This window comes from Streptomyces sp. NPDC057697 (assembly GCF_042799335.1).
Lineage (GTDB): Bacteria > Actinomycetota > Actinomycetes > Streptomycetales > Streptomycetaceae > Streptomyces.
Map to the genome: position 1 here is coordinate 341805 of NZ_JBHVJA010000009.1, position 16936 is coordinate 358740.

The 16936-nt window shown below is 71.0% G+C and carries 12 protein-coding genes; 3 read left to right on the top strand and 9 right to left on the bottom strand.

Annotated elements, in window-relative coordinates; translation table 11 throughout:
* Positions 1 to 92: 92 nt before the first annotated feature.
* Entirely contained in the window at positions 93 to 1745 is a 1653-nt protein-coding gene (locus ACFVFH_RS23930; protein ID WP_383772084.1) for an amidohydrolase, read from the top strand.
* A gap of 108 nt (positions 1746 to 1853) precedes the next feature.
* Here ACFVFH_RS23930 and ACFVFH_RS23935 read toward each other — a convergent pair whose 3' ends face one another.
* The 5 genes from ACFVFH_RS23935 to ACFVFH_RS23955 all read right to left on the bottom strand — a co-directional run bounded on the left by ACFVFH_RS23935 (position 1854) and on the right by ACFVFH_RS23955 (position 8379).
* Positions 1854 to 3926, bottom strand: a complete 2073-nt coding sequence (locus ACFVFH_RS23935) for a discoidin domain-containing protein (RefSeq protein WP_383772086.1) — start codon at positions 3924 to 3926, stop codon at positions 1854 to 1856.
* A 41-nt stretch (positions 3927 to 3967) separates the two neighbouring features.
* Positions 3968 to 4834: a carbohydrate ABC transporter permease gene (locus tag ACFVFH_RS23940; RefSeq protein ID WP_383772088.1), complete on the bottom strand. Its 867-nt coding sequence runs from the start codon at positions 4832 to 4834 to the stop codon at positions 3968 to 3970.
* Entirely contained in the window at positions 4831 to 5793 is a 963-nt protein-coding gene (locus tag ACFVFH_RS23945; RefSeq protein ID WP_383772090.1) for a carbohydrate ABC transporter permease, read from the bottom strand. Before ACFVFH_RS23945 ends, ACFVFH_RS23940 begins: the two co-directional genes overlap by 4 nt.
* A gap of 3 nt (positions 5794 to 5796) precedes the next feature.
* Positions 5797 to 7041 carry an ABC transporter substrate-binding protein gene (locus ACFVFH_RS23950; RefSeq protein WP_383772092.1) on the bottom strand — a complete coding sequence of 415 codons (1245 nt, stop codon included), beginning with the start codon at positions 7039 to 7041 and terminating at the stop codon, positions 5797 to 5799.
* 87 nt (positions 7042 to 7128) lie between these two features.
* The gene (locus ACFVFH_RS23955; protein ID WP_383772094.1) at positions 7129 to 8379 is read right to left on the bottom strand and encodes a Gfo/Idh/MocA family protein; all 1251 of its coding nucleotides are present in this window, start codon (positions 8377 to 8379) and stop codon (positions 7129 to 7131) included.
* A 79-nt stretch (positions 8380 to 8458) separates the two neighbouring features.
* Between ACFVFH_RS23955 and ACFVFH_RS23960 the strand changes: the two genes are divergently transcribed.
* Together ACFVFH_RS23960 and ACFVFH_RS23965 are read left to right on the top strand one after the other, a co-directional pair.
* Positions 8459 to 9610, top strand: a complete 1152-nt coding sequence (locus ACFVFH_RS23960; RefSeq protein ID WP_383772096.1) for an ROK family protein — start codon at positions 8459 to 8461, stop codon at positions 9608 to 9610.
* 133 nt (positions 9611 to 9743) lie between these two features.
* Positions 9744 to 11378 (top strand): beta-N-acetylhexosaminidase, encoded by a 1635-nt coding sequence (locus tag ACFVFH_RS23965; RefSeq protein WP_383772098.1) that lies wholly within the window; start codon positions 9744 to 9746, stop codon positions 11376 to 11378.
* 30 nt (positions 11379 to 11408) lie between these two features.
* Here the strand turns inward: ACFVFH_RS23965 and ACFVFH_RS23970 are convergent, their stop codons facing one another.
* The 4 genes from ACFVFH_RS23970 to ACFVFH_RS23985 form a co-directional block, all read right to left on the bottom strand.
* The gene (locus tag ACFVFH_RS23970; RefSeq protein ID WP_383772100.1) at positions 11409 to 12890 is read right to left on the bottom strand and encodes an amidase; all 1482 of its coding nucleotides are present in this window, start codon (positions 12888 to 12890) and stop codon (positions 11409 to 11411) included.
* 246 nt (positions 12891 to 13136) lie between these two features.
* On the bottom strand, positions 13137 to 14591 hold the full coding sequence (locus ACFVFH_RS23975) for a glyceraldehyde-3-phosphate dehydrogenase (RefSeq protein WP_383772102.1): 1455 nt from the start codon (positions 14589 to 14591) through the stop codon (positions 13137 to 13139).
* A gap of 58 nt (positions 14592 to 14649) precedes the next feature.
* Positions 14650 to 15852, bottom strand: coding sequence for an MFS transporter (locus tag ACFVFH_RS23980; RefSeq protein ID WP_383772104.1), 1203 nt, complete (start codon positions 15850 to 15852; stop codon positions 14650 to 14652).
* 77 nt (positions 15853 to 15929) lie between these two features.
* Positions 15930 to 16676 carry an AraC family transcriptional regulator gene (locus tag ACFVFH_RS23985; RefSeq protein WP_383772106.1) on the bottom strand — a complete coding sequence of 249 codons (747 nt, stop codon included), beginning with the start codon at positions 16674 to 16676 and terminating at the stop codon, positions 15930 to 15932.
* Between the last annotated feature and the right edge of the window lie 260 nt (positions 16677 to 16936).

Here is a 16936-nt window from a genome sequence, read left to right on the forward strand (position 1 = left end):
CGACGTACCGCCCCGACCCACCGCACCACCGACCCACCGCACCACCGCACCACCGACCGACCGCACCACCGCACCACAAGGAGTCACCTCGGATGGCCAGCCCCGCCCGCCCCGCCCAGCTCGTCCTGCGCAACGCCCGTATCCACACCGTCGACCCGGCACTGCCCGAGGCGCAGGCCATGGCGGTGGCCGACGGCCGCATCGCCTGGCTCGGCCCCGACGAGGGCGCCGGGGAGTGGACGGGGCCGGACACCCGGGTGATCGACGCCGGGGGCAAGCTCGTGCTCCCCGGATTCATCGACGCCCACAACCACGTACGGCTCGGCTCGGACGACGCCTGCGTCCAGCTCTCCGGCGCCCGTACCCTCGACGAGGTCCACGCCCGCATCCGCGCCTGGCACACGGCCAACCCCGACGCCGAGTGGATCGAGGCGGAGGCCTTCGACTACTCGGCCGTCCCGGACGGCCGGATGCCCACCGCCGACGACCTCGACCCGGCCACGGGCGACGTCCCGGCCTTCGTGCTGAGCTACGACGTGCACACCGCCTGGGTGAACACCGCGGGCCTGCGCCGCCTCGGCATCGACCGCGACCACACCGACCTGCCGTTCGGCGAGGCCGCCACCGACCCGGCCACGGGTGAACCCACCGGTTTCATCAAGGACTTCGCGGTCAAGGGCCTCTCCCGCGACGGCCACCGGGCCCTGCGGGAGCTGGGCCTCCCGTGGGCCTCGCCGGACCGGCAGTACGGGCGGCTCGCCAAGTCCCTGGACGACGCCATCGGCTTCGGCATCACCACCGTGGTCGAACCCCAGAACTCGCTCGACGACCTTCCCCTCTTCGGGCGCGCACGTGCCGAGGGGCGGCTCAAGTCCCGTATCGTCGCGGCCCTCTTCCACCCGCGCGGCACCACGGACGCCGACCTCGACGACTTCGCCGCCGCGGCCCGGAGCCACGACGACGACCGGATCCGGGTCGGCCCGCTCAAGCTCTACATCGACGACGTCGTGGAACCGCGGACCGCGGCGCTCCTGGAGCCCTACGCGGGCTGCCGCCACCACCGGGGCGACACCTTCTACCCGCCCGAGGAGTTCGCCGAACTGCTGACCAAGCTGGACGCCCGCGGCTTCCAGTGCTTCGTCCACGCGACCGGCGACCGCGGCATCCGTACCGTCCTGGACGCCGTGGAACGGGCCCGCGAGGCCAACGGGCCGAGGGACGCCCGCCACCAGATCGTCCACGTGGAATGCCTCGACCCCGACGACATCCCGCGCTTCGCCGCCCTGGGAGTGGTCGCCTGCATGCAGCCGCGCCACAGCGCCCCGGAGGTCGCCGGCCCCGGCAAGGACTGGGCGCGGAACGTGGGGGCCGAGCGCTGGCACAAGGCCTGGCCGCTGCGCAGCCTGCACGAGGCCGGGGCCGTGCTCGCGCTCTCCAGCGACTGGAACGTGGCCGAGATGGACCCCATGGTCGGCATACACACCGCCGTCACCCGGCGCCCGCTGGACGGCGGCGCGCCCTGGATGCCCCAGGAGACGATCAGCGTGGAGACCGCCGTACACGGCTACACGATGGGTTCGGCGTACGCCAACTTCCTGGAGGACGAGCGGGGTTCGCTCACCGTCGGCAAGGCCGCCGACTTCGTGGTCCTCTCCCGCGACATCCTGCGGGCCGCACCCGAGGACATCCCCGGCACCGTCGCGGAGACCGTCGTCGTCGCAGGTGTCGTCGAGCACACCGCGTGATCACGGCCCGAAGGCCCCCCGGGGCGCGACCCGTCGTCGCGTCCGGGAGGCCTTCGGGCTTCCTGGTGTCCACGGTGCTCGACGGGGCGGTCGCGGCCGCCCCGCCCGTCAGGCGGCCCGGATCTCGTAGACCGCGAAGTTGCCCCACTTGAGGTGGGCGTCGCGGACCGTCAGACGCAGGCGCTCGGTCGTGACCCGCTGCGGCAGCGTGATCGTGCGCTGCTCGACGGTGGAGGTGTTGCCGGACCAGGTCAGTTGCTGCCCGGTCGCCTGCGTCACCCACGACGAGCCGTTCCAGGTCTGCACGTCGAGCTGCTTGACCCCCTGTCCGGTGGCGAAGGCGGTGTACAGGGTGACGGAGCCGATGCTGGTGGGCTGCCGGTAGTCGATGTCGATGGTGCCGGGGAAGGTGATGCCGGTGGCCACGCTGCTCCACGCGGTCGAGGTGTCACCGTCGGCCATCCGGTAGGCGTGGCTGTTGCCGAGCGTGGGGTACGACGTGGTGACGACCGGACGGTACGGCGCCCCGGTGAACTGGTGGAAGCCCCGGTCAGGAGCGGTCGCCGGGACGGGGTTGCCGAAGTAGTCCTCGCCGCCCTGCGCCACCGCCGCGCCGCGCCCCCTCGCGGGGGAGTCGGCCCGCAGCTGGAAACCCGCCGGGTCGGTGCCGATGGAGACCGGCTTCGGGTCCGCCTTGATCGCGTTGATGTCGCCGGAGGGGGCGACCGGTGCGGCGGTGCCCCAGTACAGGTTGGAGTCGTAGACGGTGCCGTTGGCGGTGTCGTAACCGGCGGTGGTGCGGTTGTAGAAGATGTTGTTGCGGATCTCGATGCCGCTCGCGTTGTTGTAGATGTGCACGATCTTGCCGAGCGGATAGTCGCCGGCCCCGGCGTAGGGCGGGTGCACGGTGACGACACGGCCGCTCGCGTAGACCGTGTTGTTGTGGATGCGGGTGCCCGACGTCTCGGTGGAGAGGCTGAAGACCTCGTACCCGTCGTCCTTGCTCAGGTTGTACCGGACCACGGTGTCCTTGGTCGGTGCCCCGTTGAAGGAGACGGTGATGAAGAACCCGCCGTCGTTGTCGTGGCTGTAGTTGTACTGGACGACGCTGTGGTTGTTGTCGGCGTCCGCGTCGAATCCGTGACCGTCGGTGCCCGGCCCGTTGAAGCCGGTGCCCGACACCTCGTTGCGCTGGACGAGCAGGTCGTCGTTGCCCTGCCACCAGATGGCGACATTGCCGCCCTTGGTGTTGAGCCGGCCGCTGGCGGCCTTGTGGACCCGGTTGCCCTCGACGACGGCGCCCTTGGTGTGCATGGGCGTGATGCCGCCGGCCGTCACGTCATGGACGTAGTTGTCGCGGATCCTGACGCCGGTGCTGGGCGTCCAGGTCACGACCTCGCTGTCGGGGATGCCGGTCTCCACCGGGTACAGGCTCGTCATGCCGTTGCGCCGCGACCAGGTGGACCAGGTGATGATGCCGTACGAACGGACCCTGCTGACCTCGTTCTTCTCCACCACCAGGTCGTCGAAGTACGTGGGTGTCTGGTTGCCGCGGATGGAGACCAGCAGCCCGGCCGAACTGACGGTGCTGCCGCCGGGGCCGTCGATGTCATGGATGTTCAGATTGCGCAGGGTGACGTTGGACAGCTTGCCCGCGTCCTTGGCGAAGAGGTTCACACCGGAGCGGGGCGTGGTGCTGTCGCTCCAGTTGGTCACCTCCAGGCCGTCGAGGGTGAAGTCGTGGACGTTGTTGAGCCTGACCGCCACATCGGTCGTGCCGCCGCCCTCGATCAACGGCTTGGCGCCGCCGCCGTACGAGCCGACGAACGCCGGGGCGCCCGGCGCCCCCGCCCCCTGGACGTCGAGCCGGCCCTTCCACCGCTGGCCGGACTTGAACAGCAGCCGGTCACCGGGGCCCAGCGTCAACCGGCTCGCCCTGTCCAGGGACTTCCAGGCGGCCGCCGTATCGCGGCCCGACGCCGCGTCGTCGCCGGATTCGGCGTCGACGTAGTACGTGGTGCCCGTCGCGCGGACGGGGGGCCGGTCCGGGGCCGCCGCCTGGGCGGGCCCCGCCGCCACCGCGGTGAGCGGCAGGGCGAGGGCCGCCAGGAGCGCCCCTGCGAGATGTCTCCTCGGGGTGGGGGAGGTTCTTGGGGTACGTGTGGTGCGCAAGGTGGGCACGTCTCGGTCCTTCCGGGTCGATTGCCGGTCTCTGTCGCGCGTTACTTACCGATCCCCGCAGTCATGCCCTCGACGATGCGGCGGCCCAGCCAGAGGTAGAGCACGATCATGGGATAGACCAGGATCACGATTCCGGCGAACAGGGCGCCCCAGTCGGAGCTGTACTGCATGGAGCCATAGAGGCTGAGGAGGGCCGCGGGAAGCGTGCGCTCCTCAGGTGTGGGGGTGATCAACAGGGCGAGCAGCGTCTCGTTCCACAGGCCGATGACATTGAGGATCAGTACGGTCATCACGCCCGGCTTGGCCACCGGCAGCACGACCTGGACGAAGGCGCGCAGCGGACCCGCGCCGTCCAGCTCGGCCGCCTCCTCGATCTCGTGGGGCAGCGAGCGCATGTAGCCGGTGAGCACGAACACGGCGAACGGCAGCGACAGCACCACCTGGAAGACCAGGAGCGTGATGCGGTTGTCCCACCAGCCGGTCACCCAGTCGATCATGAAGGTGGAGACGGACAGCTTGATCACGATGATGGGGATCACGATCGTCTGCACCGGGATGCTCAGCCCCATCGCGAAGTACCCGGTGAGCCGCCCGGCCGCCCGCCGGTCGGAGCGGGCCAGCACGTACGCGGCGGGCGCCGACAGCGCGACGATCAACAGGGAGCCGACCACGGTCAGTACGGTGCTGTTGAGCGCGGCCGCGGAGAAGCCGGCCGCCTTCCACGCCGCCGAGTAGTTGCCCCACTCGACGGTGTCCGGCAGCGCGAACGGCGACAGCCAGACCTGTCCGGAGTCCTTGAGCGACTGGAGACCCACCCAGGCCACCAGCGCGAGGTTGAAGACGACCCAGGCCCAGAGCGCGACGGTCGTCGCACGCGGCACCAGGATGTCGCCGAACAGGCGCCTCATGACAGCTCCACACGTTCGCGGCGGGTGACACGCCGGGTCAGTACGATCAGGACCGTCGTCACGATCAGGATGACGACGCCCATGGCGGCGCCCGAACCCAGCTCGGGCACCCCGCCACCGGCCACCGAGGCGTACTGCTGCACCGCCACCGTGCGGGCCTGGACCGGCGGGCTGGCCGGAGTGCCGGCCGTGGTGAAGGCGATCACGATCTCGAACACCTTCAGGCTGTTGACCACCCACAGCACGGCCGACACCGCGAACACGTCCCAGGTCAGCGGCAGGGTGATGTGCCGGAACTGCTCCCACTTGGTGGCGCCGACCAGCTTGGCGTCCTCGTAGAGGTAGGGCGGGATGGAGTCGGCGGCCGACATCATCAGCGCCACGTAGAAGCCCGTGCTCGACCAGACGAGCCCGGCGACGATGCACTTGAAGACCATGTCCGGGCCCAGCCACGGCCGTCCCTCGATGCCGACCCAGCCCAGGATCGTGTTGACCGCGCCGTCCGGATTGAGGAGGAAGCCGATGGCGACCCCCACCGCGATCACCGAGATGATCATCGGCAGGAAGATCACGGACCGGATGAAGGCCCGGCCCTTGACCTGCCGCAGCACCATCATGGACAGGAAGGTGAAGGCGAAGACCAGCGCCCCGCCCCCGAAGGCCAGCACGAAGGTGTTGACGAAGGCGGTGCGGAACGCCTCGCTGCGCGTCAGCTCCAGGTAGTTGCCCAGGCCGTTCCACGTCATGGCGGAGCCCGGCCCCGCCCATTTGTTGAAGCTGACCCAGAAGCCGAACAACGACGGCACGACGAAGAGCGCGGAGTAGGCGATCAGTGCGGGCAGCAGGAAGGGCCAGAAGGCGCGTTCGCGCGCCGGCCGCAGGCGTCCGCCCCTCCGGCCCGCCTTGCCCGCGACGGGCGGCGTCGCCGTCGCGGGCGGGGTGAGTGTTGCGGTTCCCATGGCTCAGCCCTTGCCGGCGAGGTAGTCGGTGGCCTTCTTCTTGCCGTTCTTCACGAAGGTCGCGGCATCGATCTTGCCGGAGAGCAACTCGTCGTCCAGGGGCAGGAAGACGTTGTTCCACCAGTTCTTGTCGGCGGCCATGTCGTCGTAGGTGCGATGGGTGTACTTGGCCTCGGCGACGTCCTTCTGCACCCCCGCCAGGTAACCGGGCGCGGGCACGTCCGGGCGCGCGGGGATGTTGTGCGCGGTGTCGGAGATCTTCGCCTCGTACTTCTTCTGCAGGGCGAAGGCGAGGAACTTCTTGGCCCCCTCGACGTTGTGGCCCTTGGCGTTGACGCCCCAGCCGAGCGTGCCGACCTCCACGGAGTTCTTGCCGCCGGCCGGAAGCTGGAACGAGGCGACCTCGGTGCCCTTGGCCAGCTTCGCGCCGGTCTCGGCGGCCAGCCAGGTGCCGTTGAGGTTCAGGTCGTACGTGCCCTGGGCCCAGGCGTCCTGCGCGGCGGGGTACTTGGTGGCCATGAAGTCCTTCTGGAAGTAGCCGCCGTCGGCCAGCTGCTCCACCTTCTCGGCCGCCGCGAGGACGGCCGGCCTGTCCCAGGCGGCCGGGTCCTTGCCCAGGGCGCTGAGGCTGCCCGCGCCCTCGGAGCGGACCAGGGCCGAGTAGAACCAGTACGCGTTGTAGAAGTTGACCGTGCCGTCCTGGCCCAGCGGGGTGCGGCCGTCCTTCTTCGCCTCGTCGAGGTAGGCGATGAACTCGTCCCACGTCCTGGGGGCGAGGTCCGGGTGCTTGGACGCGTCGTACCAGACCGCGGTGGAGATCACGGTGTGGGCGATGAAGCGCACGTGGCCGTCGTCGGTCGACGCCTTCCGCACGGACTCCGGCAGCACGTCCCGCACCTTCTTGCCCTCGCCCGGCACCTCCATGTCCAGGACGTCGTCGAGCGGCGCGGCGAGCTTCTGGGCGACGAAGGCGCCGACGCTGTCGGTGGAGGTGTCGAAGAGGTCCGGGCCCTGGCCCGCGGTCATCTCGGTGGGGAGGGTGTCGGTGCCCTTGCGGCCCACGAACTTCAGGTCGACCTCGGTGCCGGTCGCCTTGGTGAAGTCGTCGGCTATCGACCGGATGAGCTTGCCCTGGGGTTCGTCGGCGCCCCAGGAGGAGGTGTAGACGACCGCCTCGTCCGAGGCGGCCGAGCCGTTCTTCTTGCCGCAGGCGCCTACGCTCAGTGCGAGAGCTCCGACGGTGAGCATGGCTGTCAACTTACGCACGGGAGTGTGCCTTTCGTGAGGGTGACTGGTGGGCGCGGGATTCCGCGGGCGTGGTGCGACGGCCGGGGATCAGCCCGGCAGGAGGGTGACGACGGTGCCGGTGCGGCGGGCGCGCTCGGCCGCCCAGACGACCCGGTGCGTGGCCAGGCTCTCGGCGCCGTCCGTGAGCACCAGCGAGGGGTCGTCCTTGCCGATGGCGTCGACGAAGGCGTCGAACAGGGCCGCGTCACCGCCGCCGTGCCCGGTCGCCGCCGTGGGATCGCCGTTGGCACCGGTGTCGATCTCGGTGACCTCGTCGGTGACGAAGTCGTGCACGCGCAGGACGACCCCGTCGCCGTCGATGGAGCCCCGGGTACCGAAGATCCGGGTCTTGCGGTGCTCCAGCGCCGCGAACGCGGTCACCGTGCAGGTGGCCGAGGTGCCGTCGGCGAACTCCATGGTCACCACCTGCGTGTCGACCACGTCGTTGTCGCAGGTGTACGCGCACCGGCCGTACGGGCCCTCGGCCAGCGCCGCGAGCACGCCCTCCTCGGTGTGGTCGGCCGTGACCGCGGAGAGCGGCCAGAACTCCTTGTCCGCGTCCCCCAGGCAGTCGAGGTAGATGCGCTTGGCGGAGTAGGGGCAGGTGGATTCCACCGGGCACTCCACGCACCGGTCCGCCGCGCCCTCGGGCCGGTTCCCGGCCCGGAAGTGCACCAGGTTGCCGAACGAGGACACCCGCTCGGGCAGCGCGCCCTTGACGTGGGCGATCCAGTCCAGGTCGTGGCAGGCCTTGGTCATCAGCAGCGGACCCGAGCCCTCCTGACTGCGCCAGTTGCCCCGTACGAACGAATGGGCCTGGTGCCACCAGCCGACCTGCTCCAGGTGCTGGATGTTCATCACCTCGCCGATGCGTCCCTCGGCGATGAGCTCCCTGAGCCTGATGGTGTAGGGGGTGTAGCGCATGACGTGGCAGACGGCCAGCAGGACGCCGTTGCGGTCGGCGGCCGCGGAGATGGCGACGGCCTCCTCCTCGCTCTGCGCCATCGGCTTCTCCAGGAGCAGGTGGTAGCCGAGGTCTGCCGCCCGCACCGCGGGTTCCGTGTGCATGCTGTCCTGCGTCGAGACCACCACGGCGTCGGCCAGCCGGTCCCGGGCGAGCAGATCCCGCCAGTCGGCGAAGACGTTCTCGGCCGGAACGCCGTGCGCGGCCGCCATGCCACGCCGGCGCTCCGGATCCGGCTCGGCCACGGCCACCACACGCGCCAGGCCGGTCTCCAGAGCACGCCGCGCATAGCTCATACCGCGCAGCCCCGCCCCGATGATGGCGAGAGTGACCACAAATACCCCCTCGGACTTGCCACTTACTAATGCAACCTGTTTTTATTTCTCGGGTACAGAGCCTGTCAAGGGAGTGACGGTGACAATTTCCGGAGGAGACACCTCACGGCTGCGGCGCATCAACCTGGTCACGACACTTCGCGCCCTGCGCGGTCAGGGCCCGCTCAGCCTCACCGAGGTCACCAAGCGCACAGGTCTGTCCCGCCCCACGGTGGAGAGCCTGACCGAGGAACTGCTCGGCTCGGGATGGCTGAAGGAACTGCCGCCGCAATCCGGCCACATGGGCCGCCCCGCCAGGCTGTTCAGCTTCCACTCGACCGGTGACTACGTGCTCGGGATCGACATCGGCTCGTACAGCATCCGGGCGGCCGTGGCCGATCTCGACGGCACCGTCGTGGCCTCGCGCACCGAAGGCGTGAGCGCGGAGGCGGGGCGAGCCGTCCGGCTGGCCGCCGTGCGCGCGACGGCCGCGGGCGCGCTGGAGTCCGCGGCGGTCACCCGCGCCCAGCTCGCCGCCGTCTGCGTCGGCACCACGGGCGTGGTGAGCCACGACGGCCTGGTCAAACGCTGTGTGGGCCTGCCGGAATGGGACGGTCTGGACCTCGCGGGCGAGATGGCCGTCGACTTCGACTGCCCGGTGCTGGTGGAGAACGACTGCAATCTCGCCGCGCTCACCGAGGGCTGGATCGGCGAGGCCCGGGGCGTGGACGACGTGGCCTTCGTCCTGTCAGGAGTCCGCACCGGGGCCGGACTCCTGATCGGCGGCCGGGTGCACCGGGGGCGCGGCGGGGCGGCCGGCGAGATCGGCGCCCTGCCCCTGGTGGGCTGGCAGCGGGCCACCTCGCATCTGACCGGATATCCGAAGATGCCGCCGGACATCCTGCCCCAGGAGGCCGCCGAGTACGTGTTCGCCCGCGCCCGCACCGGTGAACCGGCGGCCCGCTGGGCCGTCGAACAGTACGCGCACGACCTGGCCGAGGGCATCGCCGCCCTGGTCCTGGCCCTGGACCCGGAACTCGTCGTGATCGGCGGCGGGGTCTCGCGTTCGGGCGATGTGCTGCTGGAGCCGCTGCGGCGGCATCTCGACCCGCTGTGTCTGGAGCCCCCGGCGCTGGCGGTCTCCTCCCTCTCCGACCAGGCCGTGGTGCTGGGCGCCGTACGGCTCGCCCTCGACCACGTGGACGCGCGGCTCTACGACGTCGACATGGTGCTGCCCGAACCCTCGTCCTGACCACGCCGGCCGGATCCACCGCCCGCAACCGTCGTCCCGGCCACGGCGCGTTCCGGCCCCGCCTTTACCAAAGTCTCTGCATATGTAGGGCGGGTGTCCTCGCGGCACGGGCCCGTCGAAAGGTACGGCAGAAATGACGACCCCCATGCTGGTGCCCCGGCCCGTCACGGCACGGTCCGCACCGGGAGAGTTCCCCCTCGACGCGAACACCACGATCACCGCCCCCGCCGCCCTGGCCGGCCCGGCCGCCCGGCTCCAGTCGGCGCTGCGCCCCGCGACGGGACTGCCCCTGCCGGTCACCGCGGAGGGAACGGGGCCGGGCATCGCGCTGACCCTCCGTCCGGAACTCGGGGCCGAGGCATACCGCCTGGAGTCCGGTCCGGCCGGCGTCCGCATCGAGGGCGGGGACGCCGACGGGGTCCGCCACGGCTGCCAGGCGCTGCTGCAACTGCTGCCGCCCCGGGTCTACCGCGGCGCCCGGATCACCGACGAGCGGTGGGCGGTGCCGGGAGCGGTCGTCGAGGACGCGCCGCGCTTCCGCTGGCGCGGCGTCATGCTGGACGTGGCCAGGCACTTCCTGCCCAAGCGGGAGGTGCTGCGCTTCATCGAGCTGATGGCGGTGCACCGCCTCAACACCCTCCACCTCCACCTCACCGACGACCAGGGCTGGCGTGTGGAGATCCTGCGCTACCCCCGCCTCACGGAGACCGGCGGATGGCGTGCGTCGTCCCAGCTGGGTTCGACGCTCGACGACAGGACGCAGGACAGGCCCCACGGCGGCTACTACACCCAGGACGACATCCGGGAGATCGTCGCCCACGCGGCGGAGCACGGAGTCACGGTCGTCCCGGAGGTCGACGTTCCGGGACACTCCCAGGCGGCCGTCGCCGCCTACCCCGGGCTCGGCGTGACGCGGGAGCCGGTGGAGGTCATGACCCGATGGGGTGTCAGCCCCCACACACTGAACGCGGAGGAGTCGACCATCGACTTCTTCCGGGCGGTCTTCGACGAGATCATGGCCCTCTTCCCCAGCACCTTCATCGGTGTGGGCGGCGACGAGTGCCCCAAGGACCAGTGGAAGGGCGACCCGCGCACCCAGGAACTGATGGCCGAGCGCGGACTGGCCGACGAGAACGCCCTCCAGGCATGGTTCGTCGCCCGGATCGCCGCCCATGTCGCGGACGCCGGGAGACGGGTCTTCGGCTGGGACGAGATCCTGGAGGGGGAGCTCCCGCCGGGTGTCGCGGTGGCCTCCTGGCGCGGGATGACCGGCGCCGTCACCGCGGCACGCCGGGGGTTCGACGTGGTGTCGTGCCCGGACGACCAGGTCTATCTCGACTACCGGCAGTCGGAGCACCCCGGCGAGCCGATCCCGGTCTGCGTCCCGGTGACGCTGGAGGACGCCTATGCCTTCGACCCTGTCCCGGAGGGGCTGACCGAGGCCCAGGCGGCACGGGTGCTCGGCGGACAGGCCAACCTGTGGACCGAGCACGTGGACTCGCCGCGCATGGTGGACTACTACGCCTTTCCCCGGCTGTGCGCGGTGGCCGAGGCGCTCTGGCGCGGGCCCGGCCCCCACGACTTCGACGAGTTCCGCACCCGGCTGTACGAAGCGCACCTGCCCCGGCTCGACGCCCTCGGGGTGGAGTACCGGGCCGCGACCGGGCCGCTGCCCTGGCAGACGCGCCCCGGCGTCCTGGGCGCGCCCGCCACGAGAGCGGAGCGCGAGGCGCACATGAACCGCCGGGTGGCGGCCATCCGTTCCTGAACTCCCGCGCGGCACGCTGCCGCGGTGTGCTCAGAGCGCGGGTTCCAGGTGTGCCCAGGGGCGTTCGGCCTCGATCTGGGCGGCGAGCGCGAGGAGCGTCCCCTCGCCGCCCAGCGGGCCGACGAACTGCACGCCGAGGGGCAGGCCCCCGGGCGTGCGGTAGGTGGGCACGCTCATCGCGGGCCGGCCGGTGATGTTGGCCAGCTGGGTGTACGGGGTCGCCGCCAGGTTGGCGATCACCGCGCGCTCCCACGCCCGGGTTCCGGCCAGCGCTCCCAGCAGCCCCACACGCATCAGGGTCCGGGCCACGGCGCGTACCGGTCCCGGGGTGTCCAGTTCGCCGATCCGTACGGGCGGCCGGGCCAGGGTCGGGGTGAGGAGCAGATCGTAGCGGCTGTGGAAGGAGGCGAGTTGACGGCTGTAGGTGTTCCAGCGGTCGTGGGCGGCGTAGTAGTCCGGGGCCTTGAGACGGCGCCCGGCGGCGGCCAGCAGATGGGTGTCGAGCTCGAAGTCCTCCGGCCCGGCGCCGGTCGTCCGGCGGATCCCGTCGACGGTGTGGGCGAGTTGGGTGGTCCACATCGCCAGGAAGTCGAGGGCGAGCTGCCGTTGGTCGATCTCCGGTTCGGCGGGCCCGACGTCATGACCGAGCCGGCCGAGCAGCGCCGCGGCGTCCTCGACCGCGGCCACCGCCTGTGGATCGACCTCGGTGTCGATGGGGGAGCGGGTGCTGAAGCCGATCCGCAACGTGCGGGGTCTGCGGGCGAGTTCGGCGTACGGGATCTCGGGGCGGGCGTGCAGATAGGGCCCCGCCGCGTCCGGCCGCGAGGTCAGCACGTCGAGCATGGCCGCGCTGTCGCGGACGCTGCGTGAGATGACACCCTCGGTCGCGGCACCGTGCAGGTGCTCGGCGACGGAGGGACCGGCCGGGACGAGTCCACGTCCGGGTTTCAGGCCGAACAGTCCGCAGCACGCGGCCGGGATGCGGATCGACCCGCCGCCGTCGCTGGCACCGGCCACCGGGACGATGCCCGCCGCCACGGCCGCCGCCGCTCCGCCGGACGAGCCGCCCGGGGTGCGGGTGAGGTCCCAGGGGTTACGGGTGGGCCCGTTCGCCTCCGGCTCGGTGATGCCCTTCGCGCCGAACTCCGGGGTGTTGGTCTTGCCGAAGATCACCAGCCCGGAGTCCAGCCAGCGGTCGACCGCCTCGCTGTTCCGCTCGGCGGGACGATGCCGAAGGGACCGGCTGCCGCTGCCCGTCGGCAGCCCCGCGTAGTCCTGAGACAGGTCCTTGACCAGGAAGGGAACCCCGGCGAAGGGACCGGTCAGCGGCTTCTTCGCCCGCTCCCGGGCGAGTTCGTGCATCGGCTGGACGATCGCGTTGAGTGCGCCGTCGACGGCCGCTGCCCGTGCGATGGCGACATCGAGCAGTTCGCCGGGCGAGACCTCCCCCCGGGCGACCGACTCGGCCAGACCCACCGCGTCCTGGGCTCGGTATTCGGCGTACTGCATCATCAGGGCCCCGCCTCCCGCTGCGTCCCGCAGATTCTGTGACGTCCAGACGCTCTCACAGCGGGCCCGGGGCGTCACCCCGGAGGCGGCGGCCGTGCGCGGGGAGCCGTCCGGGCGTCGTGCCCCGGGCCTTCGCAGGCGGGCCGGTCCGACGAACGCCGTCGCTCCCGGCCCCGTGGGTGAGCGGCGCGAAGGGCGCCCGACGCGTATGCACCGCATCGGGCGCCCTTCGCGGACCGTCCGCCGGGATCAGACCGCCGGGGCCGGGTAGGTCGGGTACTCCACGCCGGAGACGTGCTGGACGACGCGGATGACCTGGCACGAGTAGCCGAACTCGTTGTCGTACCAGAGGTAGAGGATCGCGTTGTCACCGTCGACCTTGGTGGCACCGGCGTCCACGATCGAGGCGTGGCGCGAGCCCATGAAGTCGCTGGAGACGGCGTCCGGGGCGGTGGTGAAGTCGATCTGGCGCTTGAGCGGTGAGGTCAGCGACACATTGCGGAGGTAGTCGAGTACCTCGTCGCGGGTCGTCTCGCGCCCGAGCCGCAGGCTGAGGATCGCGATCGAGACGTCCGGCACCGGGACACGGATCGAGCTGCCGGTGATCGGCGCCTTGAGTTCGGGCAGCGCCTTGGCGACGGCGGACGCGGCACCGGTCTCGGTGATGACCATGTTCAGCGGCGCGGAGCGGCCTCGGCGGTCCGCCTTGTGGTAATTGTCCAGCAGGTTCTGGTCGTTGGTGAACGAGTGGACGGTCTCCACATGACCGCGCAGGACGCCGTACTCGTCCGCCATCGCCTTCAGCGGCGGCACGATCGCGTTGGTGGTGCAGGACGCGCAGGACAGGATCTGCTCGTCCGGCTTGATCGTGTCGTGGTTGACGCCGTGCACGATGTTGGGGACGTCGCCCTTGCCCGGAGCGGTCAGGACGACCTTGTCGATGCCGGGGCGCAGATGGCTCGACAGGCCCTCGCGGTCGCGCCACTTGCCGGTGTTGTCGATGAGGATGGCGTCCTTGACGCCGTACGCCGTGTAGTCGACCTCGGAGGGGTCGTTGGCGTAGATCACCTTGATCTCGTTGCCGTTGGCGACGATGGTGTTCTTCGCCTCGTCGACGGTGATCGTGCCCTGGAACTGGCCGTGGATCGAGTCGCGGCGCAGCAGCGAGGCGCGCTTGACGAGGTCGTCGACGGCCCGGCCGCCGCCCCGGCGCACGACGATGGCGCGCAGCCGCAGTCCGTTGCCGGAGCCGGCCTTCTCGATGAGCAGACGGGCGACGAGACGGCCGATGCGGCCGAAGCCGTACAGCACGACGTCGCGCCCGTCGCCGCGCTCGATCTTGTTGGCACCCGTGGCACCGGCGACGGCCTCGGCGGTGAACTCCGCCACCGACAGGCCCCGGTCGTCCGCCTCGTAGGTCGCGGCGAGCATGCCGATGTCGATCTGCGAGGGGCCGAGGTCGAGGGTGGTGAGGGCCTGGAGGAACGGCAGCGTGTCGGTGACCGAGAGTTCCTCACCGGCGATCTGGCGGGCGAATCGGTGGGTCTTGAGAATGCTGACCACCGACTTGTTCACCAAGGAGCGGCTGTGGAGCAGGACCGTCACGTCCCGCTCCCGGTGCAGTTTCCCGATGACCGGGATCATCGACTCCGCGATCTCCTCGCGGTTCTTCCAGCTGGTGAACGAGTCGTCATTGACAGTCACAGGTTTATCTTTCGAGCTAGGCGGCGCTCATATGGTAACCCCATGCTCCTTTGATCATTCAAACGGGCCGCCCGGTCCGGGTGCCGCGATCCGGTGCGGGCGCGCGCACCGGCTCGGCTCCGAACGGTGTGGCGGGTTCGGGCAGGGTGCGGAACAGCAGCCAGCTCAGGGCGGGTGTCAGGATCAGCGGGGCGAGGGCCGTCCGCAGCGAGGTCGCGTCGGCGACGGCGCCGATCACCGGGCTGACGAGGCCGCCGACGCTGACGGTCAGGCCGAGGGTGATCCCGCTTGCGGTGCCCATGCGTGAGGGCAAGTAGTCCTGGGCGAGGGTGACTTGGAGGGAGAAGGGGACGTACAGGCCGATGGAGGTCAGGGCGATGAACGGATAGATCGCCGGGCCGGGCGCGAAGACGGTACCGGCGACCGCGCCGACCGTGATCAGGTACGACGCGCGTACCACCGTGACCCGGTCCCACCGCTCGGCCAGCCGGCTGCCCAGTACGGTGCCGCCCGCGCCGCCCAGGTAGAGGACGAACAGCGCGGCCGTGCCCGCCGTCGTGCCGCCGCCCGTGCGCTGCCGGGCGTAGAGCGAGAGGAAGGTGCTCAGGCCGACGAAGGCGACCGACCGGAAGACCACGGCGAGCGACAGCTTCAGGAACGAGCCCCTGTCGTCGGGCCCGGTCACGGCGGTGGCGCCGGGGCCGTCGGACGTCGTCCTCTCCAGTGCGCGCAGCACGGGCAGGCAGAGCACGCTGCCGGCGAGGGCCGGCACCACGAGCAGGGGCGAAAGGCGCAGTCCGCCGGTGGCCACGACGGCGGTGACCACGAGGGGCGCGGCCGCGAAACCGACATTGCCGCCGAAGGAGAACCACCCCATCGCGCTGTGGCTCCCCTTGCTCGCGAGCCGTGCGACGCGGGCGGATTCGGGGTGGTAGGCGGCGACCCCGATGCCTGAGACCGCCACGAACAGCAGGGTCAGGGGGTACGAACCGCCGAGGCCGCTGAGCGCGACCCCGAGACCGCCCAGGATCGTGCTGACGGGCAGCAGCCAGGGTACGGCCCGGCGGTCGGTGAGCGCTCCGAACGCCGGTTGTGCCACCGAGGAGAGCAGGGACGCGGCGAGCACGATGCCCGAGGCCGCCGCGTAGGAGTAGGCGCGCTCCGCGACGAAGAACGGGACGAGGGACGCCACCGCACCCTGATAGACGTCCACGCAGGCGTGGCCGACCGAGAGGAGAACGATTGATCTGTTCCTTGGCATGGCGCCATGCTCGTCGCCGGGCTCCATGTCGCGCTTCCGATAATCTGCCAACCCTTGCCGGAAATCCGCCTCCCCGTTCAGGGGCGGCGGCTGTGCGTGCCCGGGGTGCAGCCGAAGGCGCGTCGGAAGACATCGATGAACGCGCTGGTGGACGACCAGCCGCAGCGGTGGGCGACCGAGGTCACCGGGGCGCCGTCGGCCAGCATGCGCAGGGCGTGGTAGAGGCGCAGCTGGGTGCGCCACTGGGGGAAGGTCATGCCCAGTTCGCCGCGGAAGAGGCGGCTGAGGGTGCGTTCCCCGGCTCCCGCCCCGGCTGCCAGGGCGGCCAGGGTGCGGGGGTCCGCGGGGTCCTGGTGCAGCACGTCGCAGACGGCCTTGAGCCGGGGGTCGGTGGGGGTCGGCAGGTGTACGGGCTGCTGGGGCGAGGCACGCAGCCGGTCCAGGAGGACCGCGCGCAGCCGCAGCCGCTCCGGGGTGCCGTCCTCGGGGTCCTGGGTGCAGGCGAGGATCAGTTCGCGCAGCAGGGGGTCGACCGAGAGGACGGTCGGGGTGTCGAGGCCGAGGGGGTTGGTGTCGGCGGGCAGGCCCAGCAGATGCAGGGCGAGGTGTCCGTGGGCGCGGTGGGAGTGGACGCAGCCCGCGGGCACCCAGATGGCCCGGGTGCCGGGGGCGAACCAGGTTCCCGCGTCGGTGGTGACCGCGAGGACGCCGGATCCCGCGTACACGACCTGGTGGCCGTCGTGGCGGTGTGCCTCGATGTGCTCCCCGGGGGTCATCGCCCGGGTGCGGGTGGGGGCCTTGGGGTAGTGGTGGATGTCCGGCATGAGGGGACTCCATGGGTAGAGCGCCGGCGCCTGCCGGACCGGGCGCGGGGGCCTCGAATCGGGCCCGTGGGTGTGATGCCACCCATAGGGCCCAGGTCACATCCTAGGACGGGTAGTAGGAACGGGACCGCCCGAAGGGCATGGAAACCGAGCAGAACGTCTCATTTCGGACATTGCTCCGTAACGGGGTAGTACGTCACATCGTTGACCCCCGCCCCGGCCCCCGCTAACCATGGCTGTCATCACGGGGAACCACGACC

What these genes read in the sequence shown, in the direction of transcription:
- ACFVFH_RS23930 (WP_383772084.1), top strand. Translation starts at nt 93, where the DNA reads ATGGCCAGCCCCGCCCGCCCCGCCCAGCTCGTCCTGCGCAACGCCCGT.
- ACFVFH_RS23980 (WP_383772104.1), bottom strand. Translation starts at nt 15,852, where the DNA reads ATGCCAAGGAACAGATCAATCGTTCTCCTCTCGGTCGGCCACGCCTGC.
- ACFVFH_RS23940 (WP_383772088.1), bottom strand. Translation starts at nt 4,834, where the DNA reads ATGAGGCGCCTGTTCGGCGACATCCTGGTGCCGCGTGCGACGACCGTC.
- ACFVFH_RS23950 (WP_383772092.1), bottom strand. Translation starts at nt 7,041, where the DNA reads ATGCTCACCGTCGGAGCTCTCGCACTGAGCGTAGGCGCCTGCGGCAAG.
- ACFVFH_RS23965 (WP_383772098.1), top strand. Translation starts at nt 9,744, where the DNA reads ATGACGACCCCCATGCTGGTGCCCCGGCCCGTCACGGCACGGTCCGCA.
- ACFVFH_RS23945 (WP_383772090.1), bottom strand. Translation starts at nt 5,793, where the DNA reads ATGGGAACCGCAACACTCACCCCGCCCGCGACGGCGACGCCGCCCGTC.
- ACFVFH_RS23985 (WP_383772106.1), bottom strand. Translation starts at nt 16,676, where the DNA reads ATGCCGGACATCCACCACTACCCCAAGGCCCCCACCCGCACCCGGGCG.
- ACFVFH_RS23970 (WP_383772100.1), bottom strand. Translation starts at nt 12,890, where the DNA reads ATGATGCAGTACGCCGAATACCGAGCCCAGGACGCGGTGGGTCTGGCC.